The sequence below is a fragment of the Geodermatophilus aquaeductus genome (genome assembly GCF_900182545.1).
Classification (GTDB): Bacteria; Actinomycetota; Actinomycetes; order Mycobacteriales; family Geodermatophilaceae; genus Geodermatophilus; species Geodermatophilus aquaeductus.
In genome coordinates this window covers 9532-23883 of the sequence record NZ_FXTJ01000010.1, presented here as the reverse complement: position 1 = coordinate 23883, position 14352 = coordinate 9532, and the positions used below count along the sequence as shown (strand labels likewise).

The window sequence follows — 14352 nt, the reverse complement described above, 5'->3', positions numbered from 1 at the left end:
GGACGCGGGGACGCCGAGGGCTCCGCACACCCCCGCGCCCGACGCCGACGTCGAGGTGGCGCCGACGTCACCGGACGCGACGGAGGCGCCGCCCGCCCCCGGGCCCGCGCCCACCACCGAGCCCGTGCCCACCACCGAGCCCGTGCCCACTCCCCAGCCCACCCCGAGCACCGACTCCGCACCCCCACCGGTTCCCGACCCCGAGCCGGCGCCCGCGCCCGATGCCGATGCGGAGGTCCAGGACGAGGCTGCTCCCGACGTCGAGACCGAACCGGTGCCCGGCCCGACCGACGTGGACACCGACCCGGGCACCACGGCCGGAGTCGACGGGGTCGACGCCGACGGCGGTGCCGCGACCGACTCCGTCGAGACCGACGCGGCCACCGGGTCCACCGCTGCCCTCGACGAGACACCGGAGCCGTCGGCGGTGCCCGTCCCGCCCTCGGCAGCGGACACCGGAGCACCGTCGATCCCCGAGCCGTCGCCCGAGGCAGAGGCGGCACCGCAGCCGGAGACGTCCTCGGAGCCGGAGACGTCCTCGGACTCGGCACCCGAGACCGGGACACCCCTCAGCCCGGAACCGGCACCGGCACCGGCACCGGCACCGGACGGCGACGTGCCACCCGGGTCGACCCAGCCGCCCGAGGCACTCCCGGCGCCGGGACCCGGGACCGGAACGTCGCCTGCGCCTCAGGCGACGGCCGAGCCGGAGCCCACGCCCCAGCCCGAGGAGTCCCCCGGGCCGGCGCCCGCCGAGCAGTCGTCACCCACGTCGGAGTCCCCGTCCGAGGCCGCACCGGAGCCGGAGGCCTCGCCGGCTCCGCCGCCCGCGAGCGAGGCGGAGGTGTCGGCCGAGCCGGAGCCAGCGCCCGAGACGGCGCCGGAGTCGGCTGCCGAGCCGCTGCCGGCACCGGACGAGCAGCCACCGACGGAGCCACAGCTCCCGTCCGAGGCGGCACCCGAGCCGACTGCGCCACCCGGGAGTGAGGCAGAGGTGTCGGCCGAGCCGGACCCGGCGCCGGAAACGGCGCCGGAGGCGGCTGCCGAGCCGCTGCCGACACCGGACGAGCAGCCACCGCCCGAGGCAGAAGCGCCGCCCGAGCCAGAGCCGGCGCCCGAGCCAGAGCCGGCGCCTGAACCAGAGACCGCACCCCCGCCGGCACCGGACGAGCAGCCGGCACCCCAGCCGGATCCGGAGACAACGCCAGAACCGGAGACAGCGCCAGATCAGCCGGCGTCCGAGCCCGCCTCCGGGGACGCGTCGTCCGAGACGACCGGAGGTGGTACGGAGCCTGCGCCGGCGGACGCCCCGCTCGAGGAGCAGGACTCAACTCCGTAGACCGGAGCAGGGGGGAGCGATGGTGGAGGACGGTCCGGACCGCGGGCGTCGAGCTCCCGGACGAAGCGGCCTCAGCCCGCCGACGTCTCAGGCCGCCTCGCGCGCCGACGTCGTGGTGATCCAGTCGTCGATCGTCTCCCACCAGCGGTAGAGCCAGTCGGTCAGCTCGGCCTCCTCGCGCGGCACCTCCGCGGCCGGGACGAACCACCAGCGCAGGTGCAGGGTCTTGTCGGTGGGCAGGCCCCGCCAGACGTCGCGGACGGTGCTCAGGTGCTCCAGCCCGGTGTGCGCGACCAGGACGACGTCGGCGTGCGGTGCCGCGCGCAGCGCCGCGACGACCCCGCCCGGCCGCGGCGGCAGCAGGTGCCGCATCGCCTCGGCGCGGCGCACCGCCGCCGTCAGGCCCCGCTCGCGCAGCCGCTGGATGGCGCGGACCCGGCGCTGCGGGGTGGAGTTGGCGCCCTCCGGGAAGATCAGCAGCGCGTCCTCCTCGCCGAGGTCGCGCGCCAGGTCGGCGATGGCCTCCTCGGAGCGCTGGCCGCTGCCCGGACCGGAGGCGACGAAGGTGTTGGGCAGCCGGTTGAGGTAGACGTCGATCAGCGGGTCCATCTGCAGCAGGTCCTTGAGCACGATCCGCGGCTGGCGCAGGTGGTCGCGGTTCATCAGCGTGTTCACGAGCAGGAACGAGTCGCCGGGCCCAGCGTGCCGGGACAGCACCACCATGGCGTTGGTCGAGCCGGGGACGCCGTCGTCGAGGGGTGACCAGGACTCCCCGTCGGTGACCAGCCGCAGGGCGAACAGCCGCTGCGCCGCGCGCATGACGACGTCGAGCAGCAGGCGCAGCACCGTGTAGTGCGCCGACCGGAACGCCGGGGACCGCAGCCGGCGGCCGAAGCCGCTGGCCACCCACAGCACCGCCGCCGCGGCGAGCCCGGCCACCTCCAGCGCCAGGTAGACGAGGCCGAAGGCCAGCAGCCGCAGCGCGCGCAGGCGCCCGGGCAGGAAGAGCGAGGCGACCAGCGAGACGACGACGAGGACGGGGAGCAGCGCGACGGCGACGACCAGCGCGCCGATGAGGAGCGGGCCGGTGACCCGGCGGACGCGGCGGGACGGCAGCACCTCAGGCACCCCCGTCCCGGGAGACGCCGATGCGCGCCAGGTGGTCGCGGGCCGCGACGTGCGCGCGGTCGATGCGCGCGGACACCCCGGAGAAGTCGCGGTAGCGCAGGTTGGCCGCGCCGGGCGGAGCCGGGTCCCCCGCGGGCAGCACGTGCACCGTGACCCCCTCGGGCAGCGTGGCCAGGTCGGCGGCGAACCGGTGCCGGCGGGCGATCTCGAAGGCGACCGTGGCCACCTCCCACGGCCGGGTCGGCGGCCGCAGCGGGCGGTCGATCCGCCCGACGTGCAGCACGTAGACGGTGTCGGCGCCGAGCGCGACCGCGCGGCCCACCGGGATGCTGTGCACGAGACCTCCGTCCAGGTAGTGCTCGCCGTCGACCTCCACCGCGGGCAGCAGCCCGGGGACGGCGCAGGAGGCGAGCACCGCGTCGAGCAGCGGGCCGTCGGCGAACCAGTGCTCGGCGGCGCGCTCGATGCTGGCCGCCACGCACTGGAACGGCACGGCCAGCTCGGCGAAGGTGCCCACCGGCAGCGCGTCCTCGAGCAGCTCCCGCAGCGGCTCGCGCGGGTGCAGGTGGGTGCGGGTGCGCACCAGCGTGCCGACCCGGCCGATCACGGAGCCGGCGAACACCCGCCGCGAGGCCAGCTCCTCCCACACGCCGCGCAGCCGGTCCACCGCGCCCGGCGTCGGGTCGGCGGCGACGAGCGCACCGTTGATCGCACCGACCGACGTGCCGACGACGAGGTCGGGGCGTATCCCGGCCTCGGCCAGCGCCTGGAGCATCCCGACCTCGGCCGCGCCGAGCACTCCCCCGCCGCCCAGGACGAACGCCGTGCCGCCCGTCCCCGTCATGGCCGCATCGTGGCATCCCCTCCGGGGACGGGCAGGTCGGACGGGGACCCGCACCGCGCGCGAGGGGGCGGCCCCGGGTGTCCGGGACCGCCCCCCGAGGAGCGCGTGGCGCCGTGGTTCAGTCGCGCTTGCAGGTCAGGTAGGCGAGGCCCACCTCCGCCGCCTCGAACGGGTCGAAGGTCGGGTCGCCGAAGCGCGGGTCGTGCTCGACGACGTAGTACCGGATGCCGCCACCGGCCGCCGCGAAGATGCTCCGGAAGTCGATGTCTCCACGGCCGACGATCTCGATCCGGTTGCCGAGCTCCGTGTTGAGGTCCTTGACGTGGAACAGCTGGATCCGGTTGCGGTACTGCTCGATGAGCTCGATCGGGTCGGCGTTGGGCGACCCCTCCAGGTCCGCGCGAGTCGCCCAGTACAGGTCGAGCTGGAAGACGACGTTCTTCGCCTGGGTGTACTGCATCAGGATGTCGAAGGCGGTGCGCTCGCCGAAGACGGTCGTGAACTCGAAGTCGTGGTTGTGGACCATCAGCGTCTGACCGGCCTTGCGTGCCTGCTCGCCGACGGCGTCCAGGTACTGCGCGTACGCGATCCAGTCGGCCTCGGTCGTCAGCTCCCCGACCCACGGAGCACCCGCGGTGCTGCCGGAGCCGAAGTACTTGATGCCGAGGATCCGGTTCTCCTCGAGGATCTGCTCGATGTCCGCGGGGCTGTACTGCGAGCCGACGTCGACGTGGCGGGCGGACGCCTTGAGGCCGTACTCGTCCAGGAGGGCGCGGTACTCCTCAGCGCTCCAGCCGCTCAGCGTGAACGGCTCGACGTTGCGGTAGCCCATCTCCGCGAGACGGCGCAGGACCTCCTCGTGGCGCTCCTGCTCTCCGACGCCGCCGCCGATGACCTCGGCGAAGGTGTACAGCTGGATCGAGATCTTGCTCGTCGGGATGGTGCGGCCGACGCAGTCGGAGCCTCCCTGGGCACTGCTCGGTGGCGCGGCGCTCGCCGTGCCGACGAGCCCCACGAACAGCACCGCCGACACGGCGGCGACGAGCACGGCGCGCAGGACGGAGCGCGGGCTTCTCGCTTCTCTCACGGACTTCCCCCTCGGGTGGTGGACCGGTGCACGGCACCGCCCGCGACCGGGACCCGGTAGCGGAACTGTGCCGTGCGCCACAACGTAGCCGGACTTCTGCGCAACCGGAAACAGAAGTCCGGCAGGCCTCCGTGTAGCGGCACCGGGAGTCCACCGGGTCCGGATCGTTGTGCAGGTCACACCGGACTGCTAGACCTGACACCACTGTCAAGTCCGGCCGCGGGCCCGCCGCGCGTCCCCGCCAGGAGTCCGCATGCGCTTCACCGCCGAGCACCACGCGTTCCGGAAGATGGTGCGCGACGTCGTCGAGCGGGAGATCGCGCCGCACGTGGACGAGTGGGAACGGGCCGGCTCCTTCCCCGCGCACGAGCTGTTCCCGAAGCTCGGCGAGCTCGGGCTGCTGGGCCTGGAGTACGACCCCGCGTACGGCGGCCAGGGCGCCGACCACCTGTTCAGCGTCGTGCTCTGCGAGGAGCTGCACCGCTCGGGCTGCGCCGGCATCCCGATGGCGATCGGCGTCCAGACGATGATGGCGACGCCGTCGCTGCACGACTTCGGCAGTGACGAGCTCAAGCGCCGCTTCCTCGAGCCGGCCATCCGCGGCACCGCCGTCTGCTCGATCGCGGTGACCGAGCCGGGCGCCGGCTCCGACGTCGCGGGGCTGCGCACGCGTGCGGTGCGCGACGGCGACGACTGGGTCATCAACGGGAGCAAGCTCTACATCACCAACGGCACGCAGGCCGACTGGCTGTGCCTGCTCGCGCGCACGTCCGACGAGGGCGGCCACCGCGGGATGAGCCAGATCGTCGTGCCCACCGACACCCCCGGGTTCGCTGTGTCCCGGAAGCTCGACAAGCTCGGCAACCGCTCCTCCGACACCGCCGAGCTGTTCTTCGAGGACGTGCGGGTGCCGGTGTCGAACACCATCGGCACCGTCGGCCGCGGGTTCCAGCAGCAGATGTCGCAGTTCGTCGTGGAGCGGATGTTCGCCGCCTACGGCGCCGTGGGCAGCTGCCGGCACGCGCTGGACCGGACCCGCGAGTACCTCAGGCAGCGGCAGGCGTTCGGCCGGCCCCTGGCGGCCAACCAGTACGTCGCGTTCCGGCTGGCCGAGCTGTCGGCCCAGGTGGACCTGCTGCAGTCGCACAACTACGCCTGCGCCGAGTCCTACGTCGACGGCGAGGACACCACCCGAGCGGCCACGGTGGCCAAGCTGACCGCCGGCCGGCTGCTGCGCGAGGTGGCCGACACCTGCCTGCAGTTCCACGGCGGCATGGGCTACATGGAGGAGACCTGGACCTCCCGCTTCTTCCGCGACAGTCGGCTGGCCTCCATCGGCGGCGGGGCCGACGAGGTGATGCTCCAGGTGCTCGCCCGGATGGACGGGTTCGAGGCGTGAGCGCGCCGGTCCTGCTCGACGCCCTCGTCGACGACCTCGCGGCCGAGTCCGCCGAGCTCGACGCCCGCGTCGCGCCCCTCGACGACGACGGCTGGCGCACCCCCTCGCCGGCGGCCGGCTGGGACGTCCGCGACACGATCAACCACCTGCGCTTCTTCGACCGCGACGCGCTGCTCGCCGTCACCGACCCCGCCGGGTTCGCCGCGCGCGTGCAGGGCCTCGGCAGCGACGCCGGCGACTACGTGGAGCGGCTGACCCGCGAGGGCCGCAGCACGCCGCCGGCCGAGGTCCTCGCCGACTGGCGCGCCGGCCGCGAGGCCCTCGCCACCGCCCTGCGCGGGCTCACCCCCGGCACGCGGGTGCCGTGGTTCGGGCCGCCGATGAGCCCGGCGTCGTTCGTCACCGCCCGGCTGATGGAGACCTGGGCGCACGGGCAAGACGTCGTCGACGCGCTCGGGCAGGACCGGCCGGCCACCGCCCGGCTGCGCTCGGTCGCCGAGATCGGCGTCCGCGCCCGGCCCTTCTCCTACGCAGTCCGCGGCCTGCCCGTGCCGGAGCGCCCGCTGCGCGTCGAGCTCACCGGCCCCGGCGGCGAGCGCTGGACGTGGGGGCCGGAGGACGCCGGCGACGTCGTCCGCGGCCCGGCGCTGGACTTCTGCCTGCTGGTCACCCAGCGCCGCCACCGCGACGACCTGGACCTCGAGGTCACCGGTCCGGCCGCCGAGGAGTGGGCCGGCATCGCGCAGGCCTTCGCCGGTCCCCCGGGCGGAGGCCGGCAGCCGCTGGGGTCGCGGCGGTGACCGCGCCGCTGCGGATCGCCAACGTCTCAGGCTTCTACGGCGACCGGCACGCTGCGATGCGGGAGATGCTGGCCGGCGGGGAGGTCGACGTCCTCACCGGCGACTACCTCGCCGAGCTGACCATGCTCATCCTCGGCCGGCAGCGGCAGGAGGACCCCTCCGCCGGATGGGCGCGCAGCTTCCTGTCCCAGCTCGAGGAATGCCTCGGCACGGCGCTGCAGCGCGGCGTCCGGATCGTCAGCAACGCCGGCGGGCTCAACCCGCAGGGCCTCGCTGACGCCGTCACCGAGCTCGGGCAGCGGCTCGGCGTCCCGGTGCGGGTGGCCACGGTGAGCGGCGACGACCTGCTCCCCCGCCTCGGCGAGCTGCGCGGCCGGCTCCGCGGCGGCGACCGCCCGCCCGGCGACCGCGACGTCGACGACGCGCTGACCGCCAACGCCTACCTCGGCTGCCGCGGCATCGTGCGCGCGCTGGAGGCCGGGGCCGACGTCGTCGTCACCGGTCGGGTCACCGACGCGAGCCTCGTCGTCGGGCCCGCCGCCTGGCACCACGGCTGGGGCCCCGCCGACCTCGACGCGCTGGCCGGCGCCACCGTCGCCGGGCACGTGCTGGAGTGCGGCGCGCAGGCCACCGGCGGCAACTTCAGCTTCTTCGCCGAGCTGCTCGACGCCGACCCCGCCGCCCTGGACCGCGCGGGTTTCCCGCTCGCCGAGATCGCCGCCGACGGCACCGCGGTGATCACCAAGCACCCGGGCACCGGCGGCGCGGTGACGGTCGAGACGGTCACCGAGCAGCTGCTCTACGAGCTCACCGGCAGCCGCTACGGCGGGCCGGACGTCGTGACCCGCTTCGACACCCTGCGGCTGCGCGCGGCCGGCCCGGACCGGGTGGAGGTCTCCGGCGCCCGCGGCCTCCCGCCCGGCGCGGAGCTCAAGGTCGCGGTCAACCGGCTCGGCGGCTTCCGCAACACGATGACGCTGCCGCTCACCGGGCTCGACGTCGAGCGCAAGGCCGACCTCCTGCGCCGCCAGCTCGCCCCCGCGCTGGCCGGCGTCGAGGAGGTCACCGTCACCCTCGCCCGCACCGACCGCCCCGACGCCGACGTGCAGGAGGAGGCCGCCGCCCTGCTGCACGTGACGGTCAAGGACCCCGACCGCCGCCGGGTCGGCAAGGCGTTCACCGTGCCGGTCATCGAGCTCGGCCTGGCCAGCATCCCGGGGTTCCACGCGACGTCGGCGCCACCGAGCCCCTCGGCCTACGGCGTCTACTCCGCCGCCTGGGTGCCCGCGGCGGACGTGCCGCAGGTGGTGGGCCTCCCCGACGGCAGCACCGAGACGCTGCCCTCCCCTCCTCCCCCGGCGCCGGTCGGGGACGACGCCGGGGTCGGGGGCACGCCGGCGTGGGACGACGACGGCCCGACCCGGCGGGTGCCCCTGGGCCGGGTCGCCGGCGCGCGCAGCGGCGACAAGGGCGGCGCGGCCACCCTCGGCGTCTACGCCCGCACCGACGACGGCTGGGCCTGGCTGGCCGCCTTCCTCACCCCCGACCGGCTGCGCGCGCTGCTCCCCGAGGCCACCGCGCTGCCGGTCACCCGCGAGCTGCTGCCCGGCCTGCGGGCGCTGCTGTTCCAGCTGCCCGGGCTGCTCGGCGAGGGCGTCGCCGCGGGCACCCGGTTCGATCCCCAGGCCAAGGCCGTGGGCGAGTGGCTGCGCTCCCGCGTGGTCGACGTCCCGGCCCGCCTGCTGCCCTCGGAGGGAGACGCATGACGGTGCTGGACGACCGGGCGGCGGGCAACCGCGCGGCCCTGCTCGAGCGGCTGGCGGAGCTCGAGGAGCAGCTCCGCCTGGCCAACGCCGGCGGCGGCGAGAAGGCGCTGGCCCGCCACCGCGAGCGCGGGAAGCTCACCGTGCGGGAGCGCATCGAGCTGTTCCTCGACCGCGACAGCCCGTTCCTGGAGCTCTCCCCCTACGCCGCCTGGGGCACCGACTTCCCGGTCGGCGCCAGCACCGTCACCGGCATCGGCGTGGTCGAGGGCGTCGAGGTGGTGGTGTCGGCCAACGACCCCACCGTCCGCGGCGGCACGTCCAACCCCTACACGCTGCGCAAGTCCGCCCGGGCGCACGACATCGCGCGGGTCAACCGGCTGCCGTTCGTCAGCCTGGTCGAGTCCGGCGGCGCGGACCTCCCCACCCAGTCGGAGATCTTCATCCCCGGCGGCCGCGGGTTCCGCGACCTGACCCGGCTGTCGGCGGCGGGCATCCCCACGATCGCGCTGGTCTTCGGCAACAGCACCGCCGGCGGCGCCTACGTGCCCGGGATGAGCGACCACGTCGTGATGATCGAGAACCGCAGCAAGGTGTTCCTCGCCGGGCCGCCGCTGGTGAAGATGGCCACCGGCGAGGACGCCGACGAGGAGTCCCTCGGCGGGGCCGCGATGCACGCGCGGGTCTCCGGCAGCGCCGACCACCTCGCCGTCGACGAGGTCGACGCCATCCGGCTGGGCCGGCAGATCGTGCGGAACCTCAGCTGGCGCAAGCAGGGCCCGGGGCCCTCCCGGCCGGCCGACCCGCCGCTGCACGACCCCGAGGAGCTGCTCGACCTCGCCCCGGCCGACCTGCGCCAGCCGCTGGACCCCCGCGACGTCCTCGCCCGGGTGGTCGACGGCAGCCGCTTCGACGAGCACAAGCCGCTGTACGGGACGTCGCTGGTCACCGGGTGGGCGAGCATCCACGGCTATCCGGTCGGCGTGCTGGCCAACGCCCGCGGGGTGCTGTTCCGGCAGGACGCCGAGAAGGCCGCGCAGTTCATCCAGCTGGCCAACCAGACCGACACCCCGCTGCTGTTCCTGCAGAACACGACCGGCTACATGGTCGGCACCGAGTACGAGCAGGACGGGATCATCAAGGCCGGCTCGCAGATGATCAACGCGGTGTCCAACAGCACCGTCCCGCACCTCACCGTGAACATCGGCGCCTCCTACGGCGCCGGCAACTACGGCATGTGCGGTCGCGCCTACGAGCCCCGGTTCCTGTTCACCTGGCCCAACGCCAAGAGCGCGGTGATGGGGCCGGCGCAGCTGGCCGGCGTCCTCGACATCGTCGGCCGGGCCAGCGCGCGCGCCCGCGGCCGCGACTACGACGAGGAGGCCGCGGCGGCCATGCGCGCCGCGGTGGAGCAGCAGATCGAGGCGGAGTCGCTCGCGCTGTTCCTCTCCGGCCGCCTCTACGACGACGGGATCATCGACCCCCGCGACACCCGCACCGTGCTCGGCCTGGCTCTTTCGGCGATCGACAACGCCCCGGTCCGAGGACTGCACGACGGATGGGGGGTGTTCCGGCTGTGAGCCGTCCCCTCAGCTGCGTGCTGGTGGCCAACCGCGGCGAGATCGCCCGTCGCGTGTTCACCACCGCCCGCGCCATGGGCCTGCGCACGGTGGCCGTGTACTCCGACGCCGACGCCGACGCCCCGTTCGTGGCCGACGCCGACGTCGCCGTCCGCCTGCCCGGGAACACGCCGGCCGAGACCTACCTGCGGGCCGACCTCGTCGTCGCCGCGGCGCTGCGGGCGGGCGCCGACTGCGTGCACCCCGGCTACGGCTTCCTGTCGGAGAACGCGGCCTTCGCCCGTGCGGTCGGGGACGCCGGGCTGGTGTTCGTCGGCCCCGACCCGGCGGCCGTCGAGGCGATGGGCAGCAAGCTCGCCGCCAAGGAGCTCATGAGCCGGGCCGGCGTGCCCGTCCTGCCCAGCGTCGACGCGACCGGCCTGTCCGGCGACACGCTCGACAAGGCCGCCGCCGAGGTCGGCTACCCGCTGCTGGTGAAGGCGTCCTTCGGCGGCGGCGGGCGCGGCATGCGCACGGTGCGCGAGCCGTCGGAGCTGGCCGAGGCGGTCGAGGGCGCGGCCCGCGAGGCGGCGTCGGCGTTCGGCGACGGCACGGTCTTCCTCGAGCGGCTCGTCGAGCGGCCGCGGCACGTCGAGGTGCAGGTGTTCGGCGACCGGTCGGGCACCACCGTGGCGTTGTTCGAGCGGGAGTGCTCCATCCAGCGCCGGCACCAGAAGGTGGTCGAGGAGGCGCCGTCGCCCGCCGTCGGGCCGGAGCTGCGCGCGCGGCTGCACGAGGCGGCGGTGGCCGCGGCACGGGCGATCGGCTACGTCGGCGCGGGCACCGTCGAGTTCCTGCTGGAGTCCTCCGGCGACTTCTGGTTCCTCGAGATGAACACCCGGCTGCAGGTCGAGCACCCGGTCACCGAGGCCGTCACCGGTCTCGACCTCGTCCGGCTGCAGTTCGACGTCGCCGCCGGCCGCCCGCTGCCCGCGGAGGCGACCGGCCCCATGCTGTCGGGCGCCGCGATCGAAGTGCGCCTCTACGCGGAGGACCCGGCGCGCGGCTGGCTGCCGCAGTCGGGCCGGCTCGCCGACTTCGCGATCGCCGCGGACACCGAGTTCCGGCCGACGTCCGGTCCCGGCATCCGCGTCGACAGCGGCGTCACCGCCGGCGGGGAGGTCGGCGTCCACTACGACCCGATGCTCGCCAAGGTGGTCGCCTGGGCACCGGACCGCGCGTCGGCGGCCCTCGCCCTGGCCGGTGCGCTGCAGCGGGCCCGCCTGCACGGGCTGACCACCAACCGCGACCTGCTGGTGCGCGTGCTCCGGCACCCGGCGTTCCTCGCCGGCGAGACCGACACCGCCTTCCTCGACCGGCACGGCCTCGACGTCCTCGCCGCGCCGCTGGTCGACGACGCCGGCCGACGCGTGCACGCCGTCGTCGCGGCGCTGGCGGGCGCGGCCCTGCGGCGGGCCTGCGCGCCGGTCCTCGCAGCCCTGCCCTCGGGCTGGCGCAACAACCCCACGGCACGGCAGACGACCGCCTTCGACGCCGGCACGGTGCGCTACCGCCTCGACCGCTCCGGCCTGACCGCCGACGTCGACGGCGAGCCGGTCGCGCTCACCGTGCTCGGCACGGCGGTCACCGGCCCGGGCCGGGTCCGGCTCGACGTCGAGGCCGACGGGCTGCGGAGCACTTACGAGGTGCACGTCGACGGCGACCGCTGCCACGTCGACGGCCCCGACGGCGCCACCACGCTGGTCGAGCAGCCGCGCTTCCCCGCGCGGACCGCCGCGGTCGCACCCGGGTCGCTCACCGCGACCATGCCCGGCGCCGTCACCCGGGTGGCCGTGGCCGAGGGCGACGAGGTCCGCGCCGGGCAGTTGGTGCTGGTCCTCGAGGCCATGAAGATGGAGCACCCCGTGCTGGCCCCGGCCGACGGGGTGGTGACCTCCCTGTCCGCCGAGGTCGGCCGGCAGGTGGAGACGGGCGCGGTCCTCGCGGTCGTCACGGGCAACACCGAGAGTGGAGGGGACCGCCGTGCGTCCTGACCTGTCCGGGATCGACCCCCTCGAGCTGAACCTGGCCACCCGGTTCTCCGTCGGAGACATGCTGACCCGCTCCACGCAGCTGTTCGGCGGCCGCACCGCGATCGTCGACGGCGAGGAGGAGGTCACCTACGCCCGGCTCGACGCCGCCGCGGAGGCCTTCGGCCGGGGCCTGCTCGACGCCGGCGTGCAGCACCAGGAGCCGGTGGCGTTCCTGCTGGGCAACTCCTGGCGGTTCGCCGCGAGCTTCTTCGGCTGCGCCAAGGCCGGACTGGTCGCGCTGCCGGTCAACCTCATGCTGGCGCCCGAGGACGTCGCGTGGATCCTCGCCGACTCCGGCACGCGGATCGTCGTCGCCGACCCGGTGTTCCTGCCGCTGCTCGAGGCCGTCCTGCCGGCGCTGCCCGCGATCACGCAGGTCGTCGTCACCGGCGACGACGTCCCCGCACAGGTGGCCGGCCGCGACACCGTCCGCTGGGACGACGTCGCCACCGACCCGACGCCGGTCCGGGTGCTCGTGGACGACCGCGACACCCTGCACTGCCTCTACACCTCGGGCACCACCGCCCGGCCCAAGGGCGTGCTGACCAGCCACCTCGCCGTGCACGTGGGCGTGCTGAGCAACGCGCTGCAGGTCGGCCACCGGCGCGGCGACGAGCACTCCGTCCTGCCCATCGTGCTGCCGCTGTTCCACACCACCGCGCTGGACACCCTGCTGCTGCCGGTCCTGCTCACCGGCGGCACCGCGGTCCTGCCGCGCGGCTTCGAGCCCGAGGGCTTCCTGGAGGTCGTCGAACGCCGCCGCGCGACGCACCTGATGCTGCTGCCGATGATGTACGCCGCGCTGCTGGCCTCGCCCGGCATCGGCACGCGGGACCTGTCGTCGGTGCGGCTGTGCATCTACGCGATGGCGCCCATGCCGCAGGAGCGCATCACCGCCATCGCCGCGGCGTTCCCCTCCGCGCAGGTGCTGCTGGGCTCCGGGCAGACCGAGTGCGTGCCGGCGACGGTGTTCCAGTGGCCCTCGCACCAGGAGACCAAGGCGGCGTCCTGGGGGCCGTCCACGGTCACCGTGGACACCCAGGTCATGGACCCCGGCGGCAACCTCCTGCCCCCGGGCGAGACCGGGGAGATCGTCTACCGGGGCCCGCACGTGATGAGCGGCTACTGGAACAACCCGGCCGCGAACACAGCCGCCTTCGCGCACGGCTGGTTCCACAGCGGCGACGTCGGCCACCTCGACGACGAGGGCGTCGTCTGGTTCACCGACCGGGTCAAGGACATGGTGAAGACCGGCGGCGAGAACGTCTCCTCCGTCGAGGTGGAGCGGGTGCTGCTCGCCTCCCCGGAGATCGTCGAGGCCGCGGTGATCGGCGTCCCCGACGACCGCTGGGGCGAGGCGGTCACCGGCGTCGTCGTGCCCGCCGACCCGGGCACCGACCCGGCGGCGCTGGCCGAGCGGCTGCTGGCCCACTGCCGGGCGCACCTGGCCGGCTTCCAGGTGCCCAAGCGGATCGAGGTCCGCACCGGCCTGCCCAAGACCGCCACCGGCAAGATCCAGAAGCACGAGCTGCGCGATGAGTTCCGCGGCTGAACCCCTCGTCACCGTCGCCCGGCGCGGGCCGGCCGCGGTGGTGACGCTGGACTCCCCGGCCAACCGCAACGCGCTGTCCCGCGCCCTGGTCGAGCAGCTGCACGCGGCGCTCACCGGGGCGATGGCCGACGACGGCGTCCGCGCGGTGGTGCTCACCGGCGCCGGCCCGGTGTTCTGCTCCGGCGCCGACCTCAAGGAGCAACGCGCCACCCCCGGTGCGGGAGGCGTGCCGGAGGTCCTGACGCTGCTGATGGAGGGGCCGAAGCCCGTGGTGGCGCGGGTCAACGGCGCCGCCCGGGCCGGCGGTCTCGGGCTGATCGCCGCCTGCGACCTCACCGTCGGCCTCGCCTCGGCGACGTTCGGCTTCAGCGAGGTGCGCATCGGGGTGGCGCCGGCGGTCATCGCCGTGCCCTGCCTGCGGCGGATGGACCGCCGGGCGGCGCGGGAGCTGTTCCTCACCGGCGAGGCCTTCGACGGCGTCCGGGCGCGGGAGGCCGGCCTGCTCGACCGCGCGGTGGCCGACGACGAGCTCGACGCCACCGTCGACGCGCTCGTCGACTCGCTCGGCCGCGGCGCGCCGGAAGCCCTCGCCGTCACCAAGCGGCTGCTGCGCGAGCTGCCCGGCGACGACCTGCAGGAGGACCTCCGCCGCATGGCCGCGGTCTCGGCGGAGCGGTTCGGCTCGGCCGAGGCCCGCGAGGGCATCGCCGCGCTGCTGGAGAAGCGCCGCCCGTCCTGGGCCGCCGCCGGGGACTAGGTGCCCCCTGGGCGGCTCCTGTGGCGCCGAC

At 75.2% G+C, this 14352-nt stretch carries 10 protein-coding genes; 7 read left to right on the top strand and 3 right to left on the bottom strand.

All coding sequences use genetic code 11. The features are described 5' to 3' along the window. Positions 1-1426: 1426 nt before the first annotated feature. The 3 genes from FN207_RS20345 to FN207_RS20335 form a co-directional block, all read right to left on the bottom strand. Positions 1427-2467, bottom strand: coding sequence for a lysophospholipid acyltransferase family protein (locus tag FN207_RS20345; protein ID WP_246066220.1), 1041 nt, complete (start codon positions 2465-2467; stop codon positions 1427-1429). After that, positions 2460-3311: a patatin-like phospholipase family protein gene (locus tag FN207_RS20340; RefSeq protein WP_142460280.1), complete on the bottom strand. Its 852-nt coding sequence runs from the start codon at positions 3309-3311 to the stop codon at positions 2460-2462. Before FN207_RS20340 ends, FN207_RS20345 begins: the two co-directional genes overlap by 8 nt. A gap of 118 nt (positions 3312-3429) precedes the next feature. After that, the gene (locus tag FN207_RS20335) at positions 3430-4398 is read right to left on the bottom strand and encodes a sugar phosphate isomerase/epimerase family protein (RefSeq protein ID WP_142460279.1); all 969 of its coding nucleotides are present in this window, start codon (positions 4396-4398) and stop codon (positions 3430-3432) included. A gap of 253 nt (positions 4399-4651) precedes the next feature. Here FN207_RS20335 and FN207_RS20330 point away from each other — a divergent pair, with 253 nt between their 5' ends. Genes FN207_RS20330 through FN207_RS20300 form a run of 7 tightly spaced genes read left to right on the top strand, consistent with a single transcriptional unit; the run spans position 4652 to position 14321 of the window. After that, positions 4652-5797 (top strand): acyl-CoA dehydrogenase family protein, encoded by a 1146-nt coding sequence (locus FN207_RS20330; protein WP_142460278.1) that lies wholly within the window; start codon positions 4652-4654, stop codon positions 5795-5797. Continuing rightward, positions 5794-6597: a TIGR03084 family metal-binding protein gene (locus FN207_RS20325; RefSeq protein WP_246066219.1), complete on the top strand. Its 804-nt coding sequence runs from the start codon at positions 5794-5796 to the stop codon at positions 6595-6597. The genes FN207_RS20330 and FN207_RS20325 overlap by 4 nt, the downstream gene beginning before the upstream one ends. Then, positions 6594-8363, top strand: a complete 1770-nt coding sequence (locus FN207_RS20320) for an acyclic terpene utilization AtuA family protein (RefSeq protein WP_142460277.1) — start codon at positions 6594-6596, stop codon at positions 8361-8363. Before FN207_RS20325 ends, FN207_RS20320 begins: the two co-directional genes overlap by 4 nt. Then, positions 8360-9940, top strand: coding sequence for an acyl-CoA carboxylase subunit beta (locus FN207_RS20315; protein WP_142460276.1), 1581 nt, complete (start codon positions 8360-8362; stop codon positions 9938-9940). Before FN207_RS20320 ends, FN207_RS20315 begins: the two co-directional genes overlap by 4 nt. Continuing rightward, the gene (locus FN207_RS20310) at positions 9937-11973 is read left to right on the top strand and encodes an ATP-binding protein (protein ID WP_246066218.1); all 2037 of its coding nucleotides are present in this window, start codon (positions 9937-9939) and stop codon (positions 11971-11973) included. Before FN207_RS20315 ends, FN207_RS20310 begins: the two co-directional genes overlap by 4 nt. Beyond that, on the top strand, positions 11963-13564 hold the full coding sequence (locus tag FN207_RS20305) for a class I adenylate-forming enzyme family protein (RefSeq protein WP_221888318.1): 1602 nt from the start codon (positions 11963-11965) through the stop codon (positions 13562-13564). Before FN207_RS20310 ends, FN207_RS20305 begins: the two co-directional genes overlap by 11 nt. Continuing rightward, complete coding sequence (locus FN207_RS20300) at positions 13548-14321, top strand: enoyl-CoA hydratase-related protein (protein ID WP_142460274.1); 774 nt, start codon at positions 13548-13550, stop codon at positions 14319-14321. The genes FN207_RS20305 and FN207_RS20300 overlap by 17 nt, the downstream gene beginning before the upstream one ends. Positions 14322-14352 lie beyond the last annotated feature (31 nt).

Coding starts and splice junctions, on each gene's coding strand:
- FN207_RS20340 (WP_142460280.1), bottom strand. CDS start 3,311: ATGACGGGGACGGGCGGCACGGCGTTCGTCCTGGGCGGCGGGGGAGTG.
- FN207_RS20330 (WP_142460278.1), top strand. CDS start 4,652: ATGCGCTTCACCGCCGAGCACCACGCGTTCCGGAAGATGGTGCGCGAC.
- FN207_RS20315 (WP_142460276.1), top strand. CDS start 8,360: ATGACGGTGCTGGACGACCGGGCGGCGGGCAACCGCGCGGCCCTGCTC.
- FN207_RS20300 (WP_142460274.1), top strand. CDS start 13,548: ATGAGTTCCGCGGCTGAACCCCTCGTCACCGTCGCCCGGCGCGGGCCG.